At 47.6% G+C, this 16,195-nt stretch carries 14 protein-coding genes and 3 pseudogenes; 6 read left to right on the forward strand and 11 right to left on the reverse strand.

Going from position 1 to position 16,195, the window contains the following annotated elements; translation table 11 throughout:
- Positions 1-9: 9 nt before the first annotated feature.
- The 4 genes from NDI33_RS23350 to rppA all read right to left on the reverse strand — a co-directional run bounded on the left by NDI33_RS23350 (position 10) and on the right by rppA (position 4,814).
- The gene (locus NDI33_RS23350; RefSeq protein ID WP_190672085.1) at positions 10-1,374 is read right to left on the reverse strand and encodes an amino acid permease; all 1,365 of its coding nucleotides are present in this window, start codon (positions 1,372-1,374) and stop codon (positions 10-12) included.
- Positions 1,375-1,444: 70 nt separating this feature from the next.
- The gene (locus NDI33_RS23355) at positions 1,445-2,023 is read right to left on the reverse strand and encodes a hypothetical protein (RefSeq protein ID WP_347275833.1); all 579 of its coding nucleotides are present in this window, start codon (positions 2,021-2,023) and stop codon (positions 1,445-1,447) included.
- Positions 2,024-2,731: 708 nt separating this feature from the next.
- On the reverse strand, positions 2,732-3,991 hold the full coding sequence (locus tag NDI33_RS23360; RefSeq protein WP_190672088.1) for an ATP-binding protein: 1,260 nt from the start codon (positions 3,989-3,991) through the stop codon (positions 2,732-2,734).
- A gap of 139 nt (positions 3,992-4,130) precedes the next feature.
- Complete coding sequence (gene rppA / locus NDI33_RS23365) at positions 4,131-4,814, reverse strand: two-component system response regulator RppA (RefSeq protein WP_190672091.1); 684 nt, start codon at positions 4,812-4,814, stop codon at positions 4,131-4,133.
- 243 nt (positions 4,815-5,057) lie between these two features.
- Here rppA and NDI33_RS23370 point away from each other — a divergent pair, with 243 nt between their 5' ends.
- Positions 5,058-5,456, forward strand: a complete 399-nt coding sequence (locus NDI33_RS23370) for a hypothetical protein (protein ID WP_190434782.1) — start codon at positions 5,058-5,060, stop codon at positions 5,454-5,456.
- 78 nt (positions 5,457-5,534) lie between these two features.
- Here the strand turns inward: NDI33_RS23370 and NDI33_RS23375 are convergent.
- Positions 5,535-5,896 (reverse strand): annotated as a pseudogene (locus NDI33_RS23375) (phage holin family protein).
- A gap of 283 nt (positions 5,897-6,179) precedes the next feature.
- On the opposite strand from NDI33_RS23375, the gene NDI33_RS23380 reads away from it, so the two are divergent.
- Positions 6,180-6,413: a hypothetical protein gene (locus tag NDI33_RS23380; RefSeq protein ID WP_190672095.1), complete on the forward strand. Its 234-nt coding sequence runs from the start codon at positions 6,180-6,182 to the stop codon at positions 6,411-6,413.
- Positions 6,414-6,521: 108 nt separating this feature from the next.
- On the opposite strand, the gene NDI33_RS23385 is transcribed toward NDI33_RS23380, so the two are convergent.
- Both NDI33_RS23385 and NDI33_RS23390 read right to left on the reverse strand, forming a co-directional pair.
- Positions 6,522-8,168 carry an ATP-binding protein gene (locus NDI33_RS23385; RefSeq protein WP_190672097.1) on the reverse strand — a complete coding sequence of 549 codons (1,647 nt, stop codon included), beginning with the start codon at positions 8,166-8,168 and terminating at the stop codon, positions 6,522-6,524.
- A complete protein-coding gene (locus tag NDI33_RS23390) occupies positions 8,165-8,725 on the reverse strand; it encodes a methanogen output domain 1-containing protein (protein ID WP_190672100.1) in 561 nt (186 codons plus the stop codon). Before NDI33_RS23390 ends, NDI33_RS23385 begins: the two co-directional genes overlap by 4 nt.
- Between NDI33_RS23390 and NDI33_RS23395 the strand changes: the two genes are divergently transcribed.
- The 3 genes and pseudogenes from NDI33_RS23395 (at position 8,694) to NDI33_RS23405 (ending at position 10,770) form a co-directional block, all read left to right on the forward strand.
- Complete coding sequence (locus tag NDI33_RS23395; RefSeq protein WP_190672113.1) at positions 8,694-8,882, forward strand: hypothetical protein; 189 nt, start codon at positions 8,694-8,696, stop codon at positions 8,880-8,882. The genes NDI33_RS23390 and NDI33_RS23395 overlap by 32 nt on opposite strands.
- 198 nt (positions 8,883-9,080) lie before the next feature.
- Positions 9,081-9,622 (forward strand): annotated as a pseudogene (locus NDI33_RS23400) (adenylate kinase).
- A 689-nt stretch (positions 9,623-10,311) separates the two neighbouring features.
- Complete coding sequence (locus NDI33_RS23405) at positions 10,312-10,770, forward strand: GNAT family N-acetyltransferase (RefSeq protein ID WP_190672103.1); 459 nt, start codon at positions 10,312-10,314, stop codon at positions 10,768-10,770.
- A 146-nt stretch (positions 10,771-10,916) separates the two neighbouring features.
- On the opposite strand, the gene NDI33_RS23410 is transcribed toward NDI33_RS23405, so the two are convergent.
- From NDI33_RS23410 to NDI33_RS23420, 3 genes are all read right to left on the reverse strand, one after another.
- The gene (locus tag NDI33_RS23410) at positions 10,917-11,630 is read right to left on the reverse strand and encodes a pentapeptide repeat-containing protein (protein ID WP_190416069.1); all 714 of its coding nucleotides are present in this window, start codon (positions 11,628-11,630) and stop codon (positions 10,917-10,919) included.
- 184 nt (positions 11,631-11,814) lie between these two features.
- Positions 11,815-12,003, reverse strand: coding sequence for a hypothetical protein (locus NDI33_RS23415; RefSeq protein WP_190416070.1), 189 nt, complete (start codon positions 12,001-12,003; stop codon positions 11,815-11,817).
- A 254-nt stretch (positions 12,004-12,257) separates the two neighbouring features.
- Complete coding sequence (locus NDI33_RS23420; RefSeq protein WP_348245676.1) at positions 12,258-12,932, reverse strand: CAP domain-containing protein; 675 nt, start codon at positions 12,930-12,932, stop codon at positions 12,258-12,260.
- 228 nt (positions 12,933-13,160) lie between these two features.
- On the opposite strand from NDI33_RS23420, the gene NDI33_RS23425 reads away from it, so the two are divergent.
- On the forward strand, positions 13,161-15,914 hold the full coding sequence (locus NDI33_RS23425; protein WP_190672106.1) for a cation-transporting P-type ATPase: 2,754 nt from the start codon (positions 13,161-13,163) through the stop codon (positions 15,912-15,914).
- A gap of 181 nt (positions 15,915-16,095) precedes the next feature.
- Here NDI33_RS23425 and NDI33_RS23430 read toward each other — a convergent pair.
- A pseudogene (locus NDI33_RS23430) lies at positions 16,096-16,195 on the reverse strand (IS982 family transposase); the annotation flags it as partial.

A 16,195-nucleotide genomic window follows, 5' to 3' on the forward strand; every position in this document is an offset into this window, starting at 1 on the left:
ACGTTTTGTTCAAATTTGCCGACGACGAGATAACAGCAATAGCGGTGCGCCAGCGATCGCGACAGCCACTCCGACAAGCGCCCCAATCCCTGTATAGGCAACGCTGGAGTAGAGTAAATAAGCACAGATTGCACAAAAAAGTAGGGGCGTTAGAGGATAGAGAGGGACGCGGAAGGGTCGCACTACTTGCGGTTCTCGAACTCGTAACACTAACAGCGAGATACCCGATAGCAGGAAGAAGAACCAGAACACCGGCGCAGTGTAGTCCACCATCGTTTTAAAGCCTTCGCGGGTGAGAGTTCCCAGAAACACGAGGGCTAACGCGATCGCACCCTGCACTAGCAAGGCATTGGCTGGCGTACTGGCGCGATGGTGCCAGCGTCCGAGGAAGCTGAACAAGGAAAAATCTTGTCCGAGGGCGTAATTGGTACGTGCGCCGGTGAAAATCGTGGCGTTGATCGCACCCAAGGTAGAAATGGCAATCAGGAAGCTGATAAACCAAGCACCGGGTTCGCCAACTGCACGACGCATCAAATCCGCTGCTACGGCTTCTGAGGCTGCCATGTTCGCCAATCCTAAACCGTGGATGTACGCGAAGTTTATCGCTAAGTAAATTGTCGTGATGATGCCGATACTCACTAGCAGCGATCGCACCATGTTTCGATTGACGTTGCGTAACTCGGCTGAGATATAAGCCGCTTCATTCCAGCCGCCATAGGACAACAGCACGAAAAGCATTGCCATCCCAAAGTTTGTTTGGGATGTTGCCGGTGCAGCAGGCACCTCCGGGAGACTGGGAACGGCAAAGGCTAAACCCCCAATTACTACCAACAGCAAGCCACCCACTTTGGCGACTGTTAGCCAATTCTGCGCCCACTTTCCTTGCTGAACGCCGATGATATTTAAACCTGTCAACAGGGCGATCGCAATCCCTGCGTAAAGTGAGGATGAATAATTCCCAAGGCGCAGTAATTGCGAGGCATAGTCTCCGAATACGAACGCCAACAGGGCAATCGAACCTGTTTGAATCACCGTCATTCGCGCCCAAGCAAAAAAGAAGGCGATGTTTTTGCCGAAGGCACGCATCAAGTAATAGTAATTGCCCCCAGCGTGAGGATATGCCGTTGCCAATTCTGCGTAGCACAATGCGCCGACTAAGGACATCCCGCCACCCAGAATCCACAGGGAAAGTGCAACCACTTCACTCCCAGAAGCAGCGGCGACTAGAGAGGGCGTCTCGAAAATCCCGGCACCAATCACGATGCCAACAATTAGGGCGATCGCGTCTACGAAAGCCAGCGCTGGCTTGGGTGCTGCTGTTTTGCTTACCGCGAAGACTTGATTTGGGAGACTGTCGTTTACCCGTCTGCTCATTCTGGCACCTTCACCGTTGCGATCGTAATTTCTTTGAGTTGCGATGTGAAAAGATTAAAGCAAAGTCGGTTTACAATCCGGAGAAAGTGTAACCAACTCCGATTAATAATCCCACCTCTGTTTCATCAACAAAACCGACATTCACGCCAGCGGTTGCGGTGAATTGGGATGATAATGGAACATCGACCCCGCCCGTAATTAGTGCGCCAATGGTGCTATCGTCACCCGTTGAAATCGCCACTCCGCCTCCAATATAAGGGGCTACACGGTATCTGATTTGTTCCACTCCTTGAGATGGGAAATCGTAAGTAAGTGGAACCAGAAAAACTGTATTATCGCCAAATAAAGCAGCGGGTCGCACAGATAAATTCCGAGTGAGTCCAATTTTGCTAATGACTGCAAAGGCACCTTCACTCAAAGTTGTATCGCCACCCAACCCAATGTTGCCTGCAACCCCGATATAGCTTGGGCCAGAGCGAGTGGCTCTACCAGGTATTACATCCACTTGAGCGATTTCCGGCGCTGTGGTTTCAGTCGTCGCTGCTTCTGGGAGTTGAGGTGTTGAAGGTTCAACAGTCAAAGCCGACGCAGACGTTTTCACCCTTTTGTCTACAATCTGCTCTGGGTTTACCGCATCTGAGGTTGCGATCGCTGTTTTCTCATGAATTTCCTGCTTTGTCTCGCTAGAAAGGTTAGATGGAGATTGATTCGCCTCGGCTGATGCAGTGGCAGTTGGCAATTTTATTTCTGAAAAATCTTGCTCTTGAATTGTTGATTCTGTCAGTACCTTTACAACAGAATCAGGTGAACCTGAATTCGCTACATTCACTTGTTCTTGTACAAAGAAAGTTGTAACTTGGTCAGATTGAATTGGAGTCTTATTTGATTCAGAATTATGATTAGGAACCCTGGCAAACGCATCTGTCTTAGGGGTGAAGTCGTCAGTTTCAGCCTGAGCTGATAAACCACTACAAACAACAGCCAGAGCGGCAAGGCAGAGTAGAGAAGAAGTACCTCTGAACAACATCGGATTTACACTAACTCCATGAAAAAAAGTGTTGAAAACAAACTAAAGAAAAATGATTTAGGAGTGATAACCTTCTGCTCCTGCTATCTTCAGTGTTGGCAACAAATGTGACTAGAAAGTGACAGTGGGAGCATCCCGTATTTGCAAATCCCCCACAGACTGGAAGTCTGGGGCTACACAAACAAAGCCTGCCTCCGCAGGCTGAATTGATTCCGCGCAGGCGGACTTGGTTGAATAGAAGCGAAGCAACTTATTATGTCCCCTCTTCTTCTTGAAGGGGGGTAAGGGGGGTTGGCGTAGCCGCGATTTCCAATCGCCAGGTTATTTTTGCTACTGGAGTGGCAGCTCAATTTGAAAAGTTGATCCTTGACCGACTACACTGGTGACTTCGATCCCACCTCCATGAGCTTTGACGATTTGCTCAGCGATCGCTAATCCCAAACCAAAACCCCCTGTAGTGCGAGAGCGATCGCGATTCACCCGATAAAACCGTTCAAAAATATGGGGCAAATCAGTCGCCGCAATCCCCATCCCAGTGTCTGAAACTTGAATAATAGCCAGATGCGATCGCGTAAACAATCGCAGTTGAACTTCACCGCCCTCCAGGGTATATTTGCAAGCATTACTCAGCAGGTTCATCACCGCCAGACGGAGCAACTCTGGATCGGCCTTCACCTCCAAGCTCTCAGTCGGCAGATTACTAACAAAATTTAGATTTTTGGTGGCTGCTTGCGTTGCATAATTCTCTGCTAGCTCCTGTAGCAAAAGAGTTAGATTAATCTTTCTCAAAGATTCAGGAGATAATGACCCATCATTACGAGCCAAAAACAGCAGATTACTCACCAGCGAATTCATGGACTTAGCAACATTCACAATCTTGTCTAGCCGAAGCCGTTGCTGTGAATGATCGTCAGACAGCAACCCGACTTGTGCATTGCTAAGAATCGCCGCCAATGGTGTCCGCAATTCATGGGAAGCATCTGCGGTGAAGCGATGCAGTTGCTCGTAAGCATGACGAATCGGTTGCATCGCTAGCCCCCCCAAAAACCACCCAGTCAGGCTAATTACCCCCAAGGTGACTGGCACCAAGAGCGTCAGAACCAGCCGCAATTCAGACAAAGCCTCTTGAGTGGATGTCAGGGAAGTCGCAACCTGGAGATAACCAATTAATACACTCTTCTCGTAGACAGGCAGCGTTACCTGACGCAGCCAACGTGCAGAGCCGCTAGCAGTTTTGATGGTTTGAAATCCATCTGTCACCGTCAGCTTCTCTGGGGGAAGCGTACCAAAAAATTGCACCAATTGACCTTTGGCATCGTACCAACGCCCATACGCCAGCCCACTATCCAACGGCTGTGGGTTATTTCCCAAAAGTGGCACATTGTCCAGCTCTACCTGCCATCGACCATTGCGACGCTCATAATTTACGCTCGCTGCCATTACCTTGGTTTGTTGGTAGAGTAATCGATCCAATGCTAAGAGCGCGTCTGCAACTTCTACGTAGTAGACGACTCCTGCAAAAATCACCAAAATACTTCCCATTGATAGGGTGAACCAGCGAGCCAGATTGTGACGGCTACGACCAAACATGGAAAAAAGCAAAGTTAAAAAGCGCCCCAAATTCGGGTGTATCTTTGCTTCCCCGAATCTTGGAGCAAGACAGGCAAAAAGCAAAAGAAAGATTTATTCTGTCATTTTGATTCATTTATATTTTGAATTTCTTCTCTTTTTACTTTTGACTTCCCGAAGGATTGAGGCGATATCCCATGCCATAGACTGTTTCAATCCAATCTGCCGCATCGACTAACTGCAAACGCTGCCGCAGCCTCCGGACAAGCGTAGTTACGGCATTGCTCTCTGGTTCTGCACCCCACTCCCACAAGGCTTGTTCCATTTGATCGCGGGTTAAGACCTGATAAGGGTGGCGCAGGAAGTATTCTAATAGCTGAAACTCGCGGGCGGACAATTGGACAGTTGTCTGTCCCCGTTCAACAGTCAAGCTATTCAAGTGCAGTTGTAAATCTTCTATGCGAAGGATATCTCCCTGCCATAGAGGCGATCGCCTTCCCAATGCCCGCACCCGTGCCAAAAGTTCGATAATATCAGTCGGTTTAACCAGATAATCATCGGCACCGGCATCCAAACTCGTAACTTTATCCACAGTCGTGTCTTTGGCAGTCAGCATCAACACCGGCGAGGTTTTTCCTGCTTGTCGATACTGGCGACAAAGGCTCAACCCGCTGACTGTCGGCAACATCCAGTCTAAAATTAACAAGTCATAGTCTTTTTGAGAGATCAGCCATTGGGCAGTTTCCCCATCCTCAATGCCATCGACAATATGTCCGGCTTGCAACAAAGCTGCGTTTAGTGGCTCTAATTGTTCGGGGTCGTCTTCTACCAGTAAAATTCTCATAAGACGCTTTAGTGAAACCTCTTTTCCGGAGAATCGTCGATCGCGCTGCTCATAGTAGAGAAGCCTAAAGCGATCGCACGTCTTCCACCAGTCAGATTTTTATCGAGTACCGAAGAAAATCAAGAGTCAAAAGTGAATCTTCTCTTTTTTTATCTTTTAAATTTTGACTTTTGATGTCGAATTTGATTGTTTTTTTCCCTTAAACTCAATTAGCTGTGAAGCTAAAATTCCTCACCTCTCCCTATGTCCTCTCCCCGTTGGTTACAAAGATTACATTTTTTAGGGCTAGAATTTTGGCTACCTCTACCCCTGCTAGGAATTATTTTTTGGGTTGGGGGTGGACTGGTAACAGACCAAGCATTAAGTCGCTCCTACGATACGGTTGATAAGCTTCAAGCTGATACACAGTTGGAAGTGCAACTTTCAGTCACCTTGCTAGTCATCAAAGCAGAAATTGACAAAGAGCAGGGATTTACCAAAGTACAGGTCAAAACGACAGATTCGACACTCAAAAAGTTAGAATTTGAGTTTCCAGTAACAGAATTCAGTCAGGTGGAAGCTGCGATCGCGCAAGAATTAGGACTGTCTGCTGAAAATGTTAGGACGCTAGTGCGTTACCAATTGAAAAACCGATCCTTCTAGACAGTTACTCTCACTCAATCCGAACTGTCTGAACCCTCTACTTCCGGTTTTCTTTCCCCGCTCAGAACAAACCTGCGCTTACAATCTGAGCGATGCTAGCAGATGGAAAAGTAAAGAATTAACAATACTCAGTGCTAATGAGCCAAGCAAAGCACTCCAAAAACCCCACCGTAACCGAAATCCCGAAATCCTGTCACTAACCAAGCGGCTAAACCGAAAATAACTGCATTTAAGACAAACAGGAATAAACCAAATGACAAAAGAATGAATGGAAAGGTGAAGAACCCTAAGATGGGTTTTAACAGAGCATTCAAAATTCCAAAAACTGCTGCGGAAATTGCGGCTTTTCCAAAAGTGTCGATTTCTACGCCAATCGGCAGCCGGGAAATAATTAAAAAACTGATAGTAGTGACTAACCAGGTGATGAGGATTCCAACCATAACCAAAACTCCTTATCATCAATCGTTTTGTTACAGGGTCGGGTAAGTTTCCATCTTCAGGGTCATCAATAAATGTGACCAGAAAGTGACAGTAACCTTGGAATTCAGAATTAGCTGAATAACCAGCCTTGGAAACAAGCAAATCTCGCCGGGAAAAACCGAATTAATTGGGTTCTCCATTCCGGGAGTCCCGAACCCAATCCAAACCGTCGCGAAGAAAAACTCCTCCTTATCTTCCCCCGCTTGCGCTTGAAGTGAGAGAGTTTTAAGTAAATTTTTGTAATTGAGACGATTTGAATTTTTTGCCGGAGAAGATTCGTTTGGCGGTGGGAATTCAGGAGATCGGTGGGTGAGCAGTGAGGATGCGATCGCATCCTCAACTCTGGTAAACCTGGAAATCTCGCTTGTAGAGCCACTTTTTTCTACAGAACATCCGGAGTTTTTCCGCCGTTTACATTGCTCTTGCGATCGCTATTTAAAGATTTTTGCGAGCGCACATCTCAACCCAAGTGGTTGAAGCATTACGCAAATTACCGCTCCAGCTTGCGATCGCGGTCATCTCCTGCGAATTTACCTGTTAAACCGATTGATGCTGAGGCATTGCGAGGAACGGTTCGGTAATATTCTAGGTACCGCTGATTCGTCCAGTTAAATTGGCAATTACTGCAATTAATTCAGCAGGTTCAACGGGTTTGGCAATATGGGATTGAAAGCCTGCTAAAAGCGCAGCCGTGCGGTCTTGAGTTCTAGCATAGGCGGTCAGGGCGATCGCGGAAATTCTGCCTTTATTGTTTGACTCCAAAGCTCTGACGCGACGCAACAAAGCATAACCGTCTTCATCTGGCATCCCAATATCACTGATTAATATATCCATCGGTGGTGAAGATTGGGTCAGTGCTGAGATTGCTTCGTCTGCTGAAGCGGCGGCGATGACTTCTGCCCCACAAACTTCCAGCGTGTAGGCGAGCAAATCCCGCATATCCGGGTCATCATCCACGATCAGTATCTTCAATCCCTCTAGTTGAGAGGAGCAGTCAAATGGGACACTGTCTCCCACGGTTGGATGCACCCGTTCTGGTTCAATCGCTGTTGGCCCAACGGCAAGCAGGGGTAGTTTGACGGTAAATGTTGCACCTTGTCCTTCTCCGGGGCTTTGAGCATGCACCGTTCCGCCATGCAGTTCTACCAATTGGCGAACGATCGCTAAACCCAGCCCCAATCCGCCAAAGGAACGAGTGATGGAACCATCTGCCTGACGAAAGCGCTCAAAGACGTAGGGGAGGAATTCTGCACTGATGCCTTGACCCGTATCTGCCACCACAATCTCAATATGAGAATTAATCCGTTGCAGGCCAATCTGAACCCGCCCCTGTTTCGGTGTGAACTTGATCGAATTGCTGAGCAAATTCCAGACAATCTGTTGTAATCGCTCGGAGTCTCCTAAAACAGGGCCTGCTGCTGGATCGAGCACCGACTGCAAGCGAATGTTCTTGGCATCAGCGGCAGGACGCACCGTATCGATTGCTGCCTGAATCGCGGGCAATAGGTCAACTGTTTGCACATTGAGGCGAATCTTGCCTGTAATGATGCGGGAAATATCCAGGAGATCGTCAACCAACTGTGCCTGGGATCTGGCATTGCGCTCTATCGTTTCCAGCGCCCGATGCATCTTGGCTGCGTCTACCTTGCTAGTTCTCAGGATATTAGACCAGCCAAGGATGGCGTTGAGAGGGGTTCGCAGTTCGTGGGATACGGTGGATAGAAATTCATCCTTCAATCGATTCAGCTTCTCAGCTTCTACTCGTGCTTTCTGTTCCTGCACCAGAAGTTTAGCTCGCTCTTCTTCCGCTCGTTGACGCTGCCGAATCTCTTTGGCTAATTCATCGATCTTCTTGTTCAGCAGGGTGAATCGGCTACTGGCAGATTCCTTGTTTTTCAAGCGTAAGAGAATAAGTGCCGGGGATTCAGGCGATCGCGGTCGGATGACAGCTCCTTCACAGCGACACAAGCAAGTCTCTCCATTGTTGGCATTGAAGGTTAATGAGCCAATCACCATTTCTCGACTGCTGGAACAAGCACGCAGATACTGTTTAACCTTATCAGCAGGATCGACGACCATCTCAAAGAGCATTTTCTCTTGCAGGAGCTGACGGGGTAGCCCCAGCATCTTGGAAAATGGCGGATTGGCAGCCAGAAGCTGACCATTTCCGGCAATTAGGAGCATGGGTTCGGGTAAAGGTCTAGCGAATTCGAGAAACTGTTCGGGCGTCACCCCTCGTTATCTCCCTCACTCTCTCCTTTGAAGTATTCTCTGCCGTGACTTTCTTCTGCCTCTGGGGTGGGTTTCAAATAAACAACCACACGGCATCCAGGCGCACCCATTGCGATCGTCTCTTGCAGTTCTACTTTGGCGTACCCCAGATTGTCCGCTGCAATGGAGCCAAAAACATTGGAGGTCATCATACACATAGCGGGGCGATCGATGACTTTTTCGGCAAACGGGCACGCCCGGTTCCCTAAGACAATCTTTTCATCCGTTTGTTCAATAATATAAAAGTCACCTTGGATTCGCTTCTTCAAATCTACCAAAACATCAGCAACTTGCTCTCGCGTTAGATGGGATACCTCTAGAGCCGCTTTATAGTCCCGGTCGATTTGCCTCCCCATGTTTTGACCCACGACACTAATAAACCCGGAGGCTTCCTCTAAGCCCACGACATCCTGTAATGTACCTGCCAACTCTCGAATTAAGGTACGTAAAAATATATCCCGCTCTAAAGGAATTTCGAGTCGCTTCATGGATGTTTCAGACTTAAGAGAACTATTCATAGCAATATCTCGTGAATGGGGATCGGCAGCCCTTACTCAAGGCTATAATGCCACCCGGCGAAGTGGCACTTTAATACATCTAAAGATAGATGTCTATACTGATACTACATGGTCAGACGAGCGCTCTGTGGCGAGAGGGCGATCGCTCGTCCGCTAGTAATGGACTACTACCAATCTTCATCCTCATAACGGCTTGCGCTTCACAGGCGGCAAGTAAAATATAATTCAGCACAAGTATATACCGACCGTCCGGTGCAAGCGTTTTTTGTTAGATATTCAAAGGACGGGAATTGCTCGCTTTCATAACTCAATCTAGTCTACGAGGTGACAGAAAAGGACTAAAAGGAGAATGGCGATGAAAAAAGTAGCAGTATTTGGCAATGCTGGAGGCGGTAAATCAACTCTAAGCAAGAGACTATCCGAAATCACGGGTTTGCCACTTCACGTCTTGGACAAGATTCAATATCAAGCGGGGGCACGCCAGTTCCCCATGAAGTCTATAAGCACGCCCATCAGCAAATTTTAGTTACTGACCGATGGATTATTGACGGTTTTGGTTGCAAGGAAACCGTCTGGCTGCGACTTGATGAAGCGGATACTTTGGTTTTTGTGGATCTACCAATCTATGTGCATTTTTGGTGGGTAACTAAACGAATGATCGCAGGTTTTTTTAAACCCCCTGAAGGCTGGCCTGAAAAAAGTCCAATATTAAAGAGTTCACTTAATAGCTACCGCGTACTTTGGTTATGCTACAAATATTTGACCCCCAAATATCGTGAGTATATCGAGCAGGCGCAAAATACTAAAAGGGTTTATCACATCAGCTCTACCGAACAGATTTCGCAATTTTATGAAGTAATTGGAAATGAGACCAACTTGGAAGATGGTACAGCTTAAGTATTATTAGACTGAAAGTTTCTGCCTAATACCCTCGCATCAGATTGATAGACTGACGAATTCCCGATCTCAGACCAAATCAGATGAATCGGTAGAAATATTCCGAATCGGATGCTAGTTCAGCGAGATAGGCAGAAAATTCCTCGCAACCTAGCTTCGCTCCGCTTGGTTGGCTTCTTGCACATCTCAATCCAAGTGGTTGAAACCACCAAACAAATTACCGTTCCAGCTTGCGCTCGCGGTCATCACCTGCGAATTAACTTTTCAAACCAATTGATGCTGAGGCTCTGCGAGGAACGGTTTGGGAATTGAGGAGCGCGATCGCTTTGTAGGGTGGGAGCGATCGTCCGTTAGGAGTAAATTACTAACAATATCCGTCATCATAATGGCTGTATTCAGCAGATGCAGACACCTCTCAAAAACGAAGAAGGCTGATAATGTTCCGCTGCAACACGATTGTTATAGGGCGTTTACTTGCGTGCATTAAACTAACGCATTTCCGCCATCAATTAGTAGAGTAGCTCCTGTCATGAAGACGTTACCCATCAGAAATAAAACCCCATCAGAAATCTCTTCTAGCTTCTCCATTCGCTTTACAGGAAGCTTTTCAGCAATTGCGTTAACAACCTCTCCAGGCTGTTGACCCTCATTAGAGTAAAATTTCCTAGTAAATTAAGGAGATGAGTTGATTGCAGATTCGCAAAGATGACCTGACAGGTAAAAAGATTGCTGATTTTCTCCGAGAACATCTCGAAGATATGCATGAAATTACGCCGCCTGAAAGCGTTCATGCTCTTGATTTAGAGGCATTGCGATCGCCCGAAATTACTTTCTGGACGGCTTGGGAGGGTGATGAATTACTCGGATGTGGGGCACTCAAAGAACTAAATTCAAGAAGTGGTGAAGTCAAATCAATGCGTACCGCCAAGGCTCACCGTCGTAGGGGTGTCGCCTCAAAGCTTCTTGAACACATCATCAAAGAAGCCGAACGGCGTGCTTATGATTGCCTAAATTTAGAAACAGGGGCAATGCCTGAGTTCGCTCCAGCACGAGCATTGTACGCGCAGTATGGGTTTGAGTACCGAGGCCCTTTCGCTGGCTACATTGATGACCCGAACAGCGTATTTATGACGAAAAAGCTCGGTTGATTCGCTTCTCGAAATTGGCGTATTTCTTGAAAATCTCGCAATGACATCTCTCTGGATTGTAAGGCGATCGCTAATCCAGTAAAAGCACGATCGCCCATCGGAATTCGTCACTCGGTTCATTGCTAACTTCAAGCGTGCGATCGCTCTCACTCATGCACCGATCCATCGGGCATGATTGCTCCCTGCAACTCTGCATCCGTCAGCACAGCGCCTGTCAAATCAGCATCTCTCAAATTTGCCTTGTGTAAAATTGCTCCTGTGAGATCGGCATAACTCAAGTCAGCTCCTCGCAAGTTGGCTGCGCTCAAATCGGTTGATTTCATTCCTTGTTGTGGCGTTCGATTTAAATGAGCGCGGCAAAGCTTTGCACCATTTAGATTTGCCCTATATAAAACAGCTCCACTTAAATTGGCGTAGCATAGGTCTGCATCGCTTAAAATCGCATGACTCAGATCCGTCGCTTGGTCGGACGTAGGACGCAAATTGGCGTCAAACAAATTGGCACGAAATAATCTGGCGCGGACTAAATTCGCACCTCCTAAGGTTGCTTTACTCAAGTTCGCTCGCTCCAGATTGGCGTAACTCAGCTCGGCACCACTCAAGTCTGCCTCTCGTAGAATGGCTCGATCCAAATCAGCTTCGCTCAAATCAGTTCCGCACAAGAGCGCTTCGCTGAGGTCTGCCTCCCGGAAGCTGGCTCGGCTAAAGTCCGTTTTACCCAATCGCGCTTGCCGTAAATCTGCCTGATTGAAGTTCACACCATGAAAGTGAGCATTCTGCAAATCAACCTCTCGCAGGTTGACCCTTTGAAAGCTTCGTTTGCCTTCGGCATACCGATTCAGGATCTCTTCAATAGTCATCTCTGTTGCCTTTAAGTGTTGCAACTGTAGGGGGTTCTCTTGAAAAGAGGTTCGCTCAGCCATCACCGTTCAAGCTAGGTATTATTCCCCAGTCTCATTATAGAAACGCAGTTTGAGGAACTTGTCAGGAAATGCGATCGCTAAAAGAGATCCCGCCACAGGCAGGTACGCACCCGATTCGATCTCAACACGTTCCGGTTAACTCCGCCATCACCTCAGCGACAGACATAATTCGGTCTGCGCGTCCGGCGTATGCTCCGAAAAAGATTAAGCCGTTCTCTATATCTCTATCCGCTGCCTTGGCGAGTGCCTGAATGATGCAATAGGTTTTTCGGCTAACCCGACACAGGCAGCTTTCTAAACACTTAGCCATGCATTGTCGTTCTAAATCTGGGAATGCAGCGGCAGCGATGCCTCTTCTAATTGATGGATGGCAGCCAATGCTGATGGTGTAAGAAATGTCATCGGATAGTCACCAAAACGTCACATTCGCTGACTAGGCTGATAGTAAGAACTGCAAAGTTCTACTCCTCACACCATAAAATACAGCCCTCTCGTTCAACAGCAAGAGGGCTTTTTCTTTAATGACAGCAGTTCCAGATCGTCGTCAAGCAATTGTCATCACAATTACTTGAATAAATCTTTGGGTGAAAATTGCGATCGCAAGAATAACTGCGTAATGTAACAAGTGTTTCCTTGCCGCCAAACTCCGATACCCGTCTCGGCGTATTCGGCTTGCAAAATATTTGCACGATGTCCGGGACTATTCATCCATCCCTCAACAGCTAACGGTACGGGTTGGGGAGCATTCACACTTTTAAACAAATTCTCCCCAACCATCCAGTAGGAGATTCCCCCCGCACGAACCCGTTTAGTCAAAGTGCTGCCATCTGGACTATCGTGGCTGAAGAAGTTCTCACGAGCCATCTTCTGACTGTAATTGCGAGCAACCCGTGCTAATTTTTCGTTGTTTTGAAGTGGATTTAAGCCATTCTTTTGGCGGACTTCATTGATCCGCTGACGGACAGAAGCTTCCATCTGGGCACTGGTGGGGGATTGAGCGGCGCTGTTAGGCAATTTCGGCGCTTCGGGTACATCCTGTCCAGGCAATTGCCGCAATAACTCTGCGGCAGGTTCGCACCCTACCAATCCTAGAGCCATCGGTATCCAGAATATCCAAGCTATCCTTGGTCGTCGCTGACGCCTGATGGTTGCCTTTAAATTTTGCGCGGGTATGCTTCTGCTGGTTGCTGTTTTAGTTTGTTGAATTTGAATCAATCGAAAAATCCTTTTGTGATTCATCGCTGCTGGCATCAGCCATCATGTTGAGCTAGTATTCTCAGCTTAGCGAGAACCGAGATGGCTGTGCTGGACGACAATCGGCACATTCGACTTTGTTTGCGATCGCTGTCACTTTCTAGTCACATTTGTTACTAACACTAAAGAAAACAGAATCTATGCAAGAAACTAATCTCCTTTGGTTTTTTGTCTGCAAAAGATAGACTTCTTGCCTCTAAAGGAGCCAACAAAATGACAGCAACAGCGAAAGAGAAATCAGTGGGAAATCAGTGGCATCATCTACCTGTGGGAGAAGTTGCTCAGAATTTAGACAGCAACATAGAAACAGGTTTGACATCCGCTGAAGTAACAAAGCGACAGGAACGTTTTGGAGCGAACGAACTCAAGGGTAAAGCCGGAAAAAGTCCCTTAGTGCGATTTCTCCAGCAATTTAACCAACCGCTCCTGTATATTTTGTTAATTGCTGGTGCAGTCAAGGCATTTCTAGGGGAATGGGTGAATGCGTGGGTAATTTGGGGCGTGACGCTAATTAACGCCATTATCGGATTTGTCCAAGAATCAAAAGCCGAAAGCGCGATCGCTGCCTTAGCTTCTTCTGTCCAAACAGATGCAAATGTACTGCGCGAGGGTCAAAAAGTACAAGTTCCTTCGACTGAGTTAGTACCGGGCGATCTCGTACTCCTCACTTCTGGAGACAAAGTACCCGCCGATTTGCGACTGGTGAAGGTGCGTAACTTGCAAGTGAACGAATCTGCACTCACCGGCGAGTCGGTTGCAGTACAAAAAGAGGCGGAAACAGAAGCCCCGCTTTTGCACCTAAACGCACCCTTGGCGGAGCGAACCAATATGGCTTATGCTGGCAGCTTCGTGACATTTGGTACTGCCAGGGGCGTTGTCGTCGCAATTGGGGAAGCGACTGAAACCGGGCGAATCTCCCAGTTAATGGATCGGGGAAGCAGCCTGACAACCCCCTTAACTCGCAAATTTGACAAATTCAGTCGAAAGTTGCTGTACGTCATTCTAGGAGTCGCCGCGCTGACGTTTGCAGTGGGATGGGGGTACGGCAATTCCTGGGTAAAAATGTTTGAAGCTGCTGTAGCCTTGGCAGTGAGTGCGATTCCCGAAGGATTACCCGCCGTTGTGACGGTGACGCTGGCGATTGGCGTTTCCCGCATGGCGCGTCGTCACGCCATTGTCCGTAAGTTGCCAGCCGTTGAAACTCTGGGTGGTGCCACAGTCATTTGTTCTGACAAAACCGGCACCTTGACTGAAAACCAGATGACGGTACAAGTTATTTATGCCGGAGGTCAGCACTATACAGCCAGCGGTAGCGGCTACAATCCGGCAGGGGAAATCCTGTTAGAAGAAAAGCCGATCAACCTGAACAATTTCCCCGTTCTTCTAGAGTGTTTAAAAGCCGGATTGTTATGCAATGACTCCCATCTAGAAGTCAAGGACGAGCAATGGGTTGTGATTGGCGATCCGACAGAGGGAGCTTTAATTGCTGTTGCCAATAAAGTGGGATTAAAGCAGTCAAACTTAGAGCGAGAAATGCCTAGGTTGGATGTTATTCCGTTTGAGTCTGAATTTCAGTACATGGCAACGTTGCATGAAGGTAAAAGCGATGGGGACGGGCGGGGAAACCCCGGTACGACGATTTACGTGAAGGGTTCGGTGGAGGCAATTCTCCAGCGCTCTCAGCAGATGCTAGATGCTGATGGGAGTTTGATCCCTGTGGATGGACAAACGGTGCATCGGGAAGTCGATGCAATGGCAGAACAGGGGCTACGGGTGTTGGCGTTGGCGAAGAAGCCTGTGTCAGTCGAGCAACAATCAGTAGATCATGGTGATATTGCAAAGAATCTGATTTTTATCGGATTGCAGGGCATGATCGATCCGCCGCGAAAAGAAGCGATCGCTGCCGTGCAAGCCTGTCAGGAAGCGGGGATTCAAGTCAAGATGATTACGGGCGATCATGCTGTCACCGCAGCTGCGATCGCTTCTCGCATGGAATTGAAAAAGCATGGGGAAGTTCTGGCATTCACCGGGCAAGAACTTGCTCAAATGAATGAACAAGAACTGGCAACAGCGGTAGAAGATGGAGTCGTGTTTGCCCGTGTCGCACCGGAACAAAAACTCCGTCTTGTCGAAGCTTTACAACTTAAAGGCGAAGTTGTCGCGATGACGGGGGATGGGGTTAACGATGCGCCTGCACTCAAGCAAGCAGATATTGGGATTGCAATGGGAGGTGCGGGTACTGAGGTAGCAAAAGAAGCCGCCGATATGATTTTGACCGATGATAACTTTGCCTCAATAGAAGCGGCTGTTGAGGAAGGTCGTACCGTTTACCGAAATCTCCTGAAAGCGATCGCCTTCATTCTCCCCGTTAATGGTGGCGAATCGATGACGATTTTGATTAGCGTGTTACTCGCTAGAGAATTGCCCATCTTATCTTTACAAGTTCTCTGGCTAAATATGGTTAATTCCATTGCAATGACCGTCCCCTTAGCCTTTGAGCCTAAATCTCAGCAGGTGATGCAACAGCCTCCACGCAACCCGAATGAACCCTTGCTTTCTGGCAGTCTGTTAAAGCGGATCTTAGTAATTTCTGCTTTTAACTGGATTGTAATTTTTGGCGTATTTGAATGGATGAAACAAACAACCGGGAATATTGAGTTAGCCCGCACAATGGCAATCCAGGCTTTAGTGGTCGGGAGAATCTTTTATCTTTTAAGCATTAGCCACTTTGGAAATGCTGTCATCGCCAAAATTCGTGGCATCGGACGCATTCGCAATTCTCCAGCCCTAGCAATTGGGATTGCCTGCACTGTGCTTTTGCAAGTAATCTTCAGTCAGTGGAGCCTAATGAATGGCTTATTCTCCACAACACCACTGAACTTAAATCAATGGCTCATTTGCCTGTTGGTGGGGTTGCCAATGATTGCAGTAGCCGCCTTCGTCAATCGCTTTGATCCACAACACTAATCCCATTTTAGATTTTGAGTTGTAGAAGACTTGCGGTTATCGCATCTGTTGTCAGTAGCTATCCGATTCTGGCTGCAAGGCTGAAGACATAGCTTGTTGTTTAAGCGCGTAGACCCGTCCAAATTCTGTGCTTCTGGTTGCTGATTCCAAACAATCCAAACTTACTTAACGTGAGTTCGGGTTAAGCAGGCAAGGCAGCATCGTTGATCAGGGAGGGCTTCTTGGGCTGGTGGCAGTAGGCAATTAAGCCGGCTATCAAATTGACGGCAAAGTTGACAGGA

The sequence above is a fragment of the Trichocoleus sp. DQ-A1 genome (assembly GCF_039961955.1).
In the GTDB taxonomy this organism is placed as follows: Bacteria; Cyanobacteriota; Cyanobacteriia; order Cyanobacteriales; family FACHB-T130; genus FACHB-T130.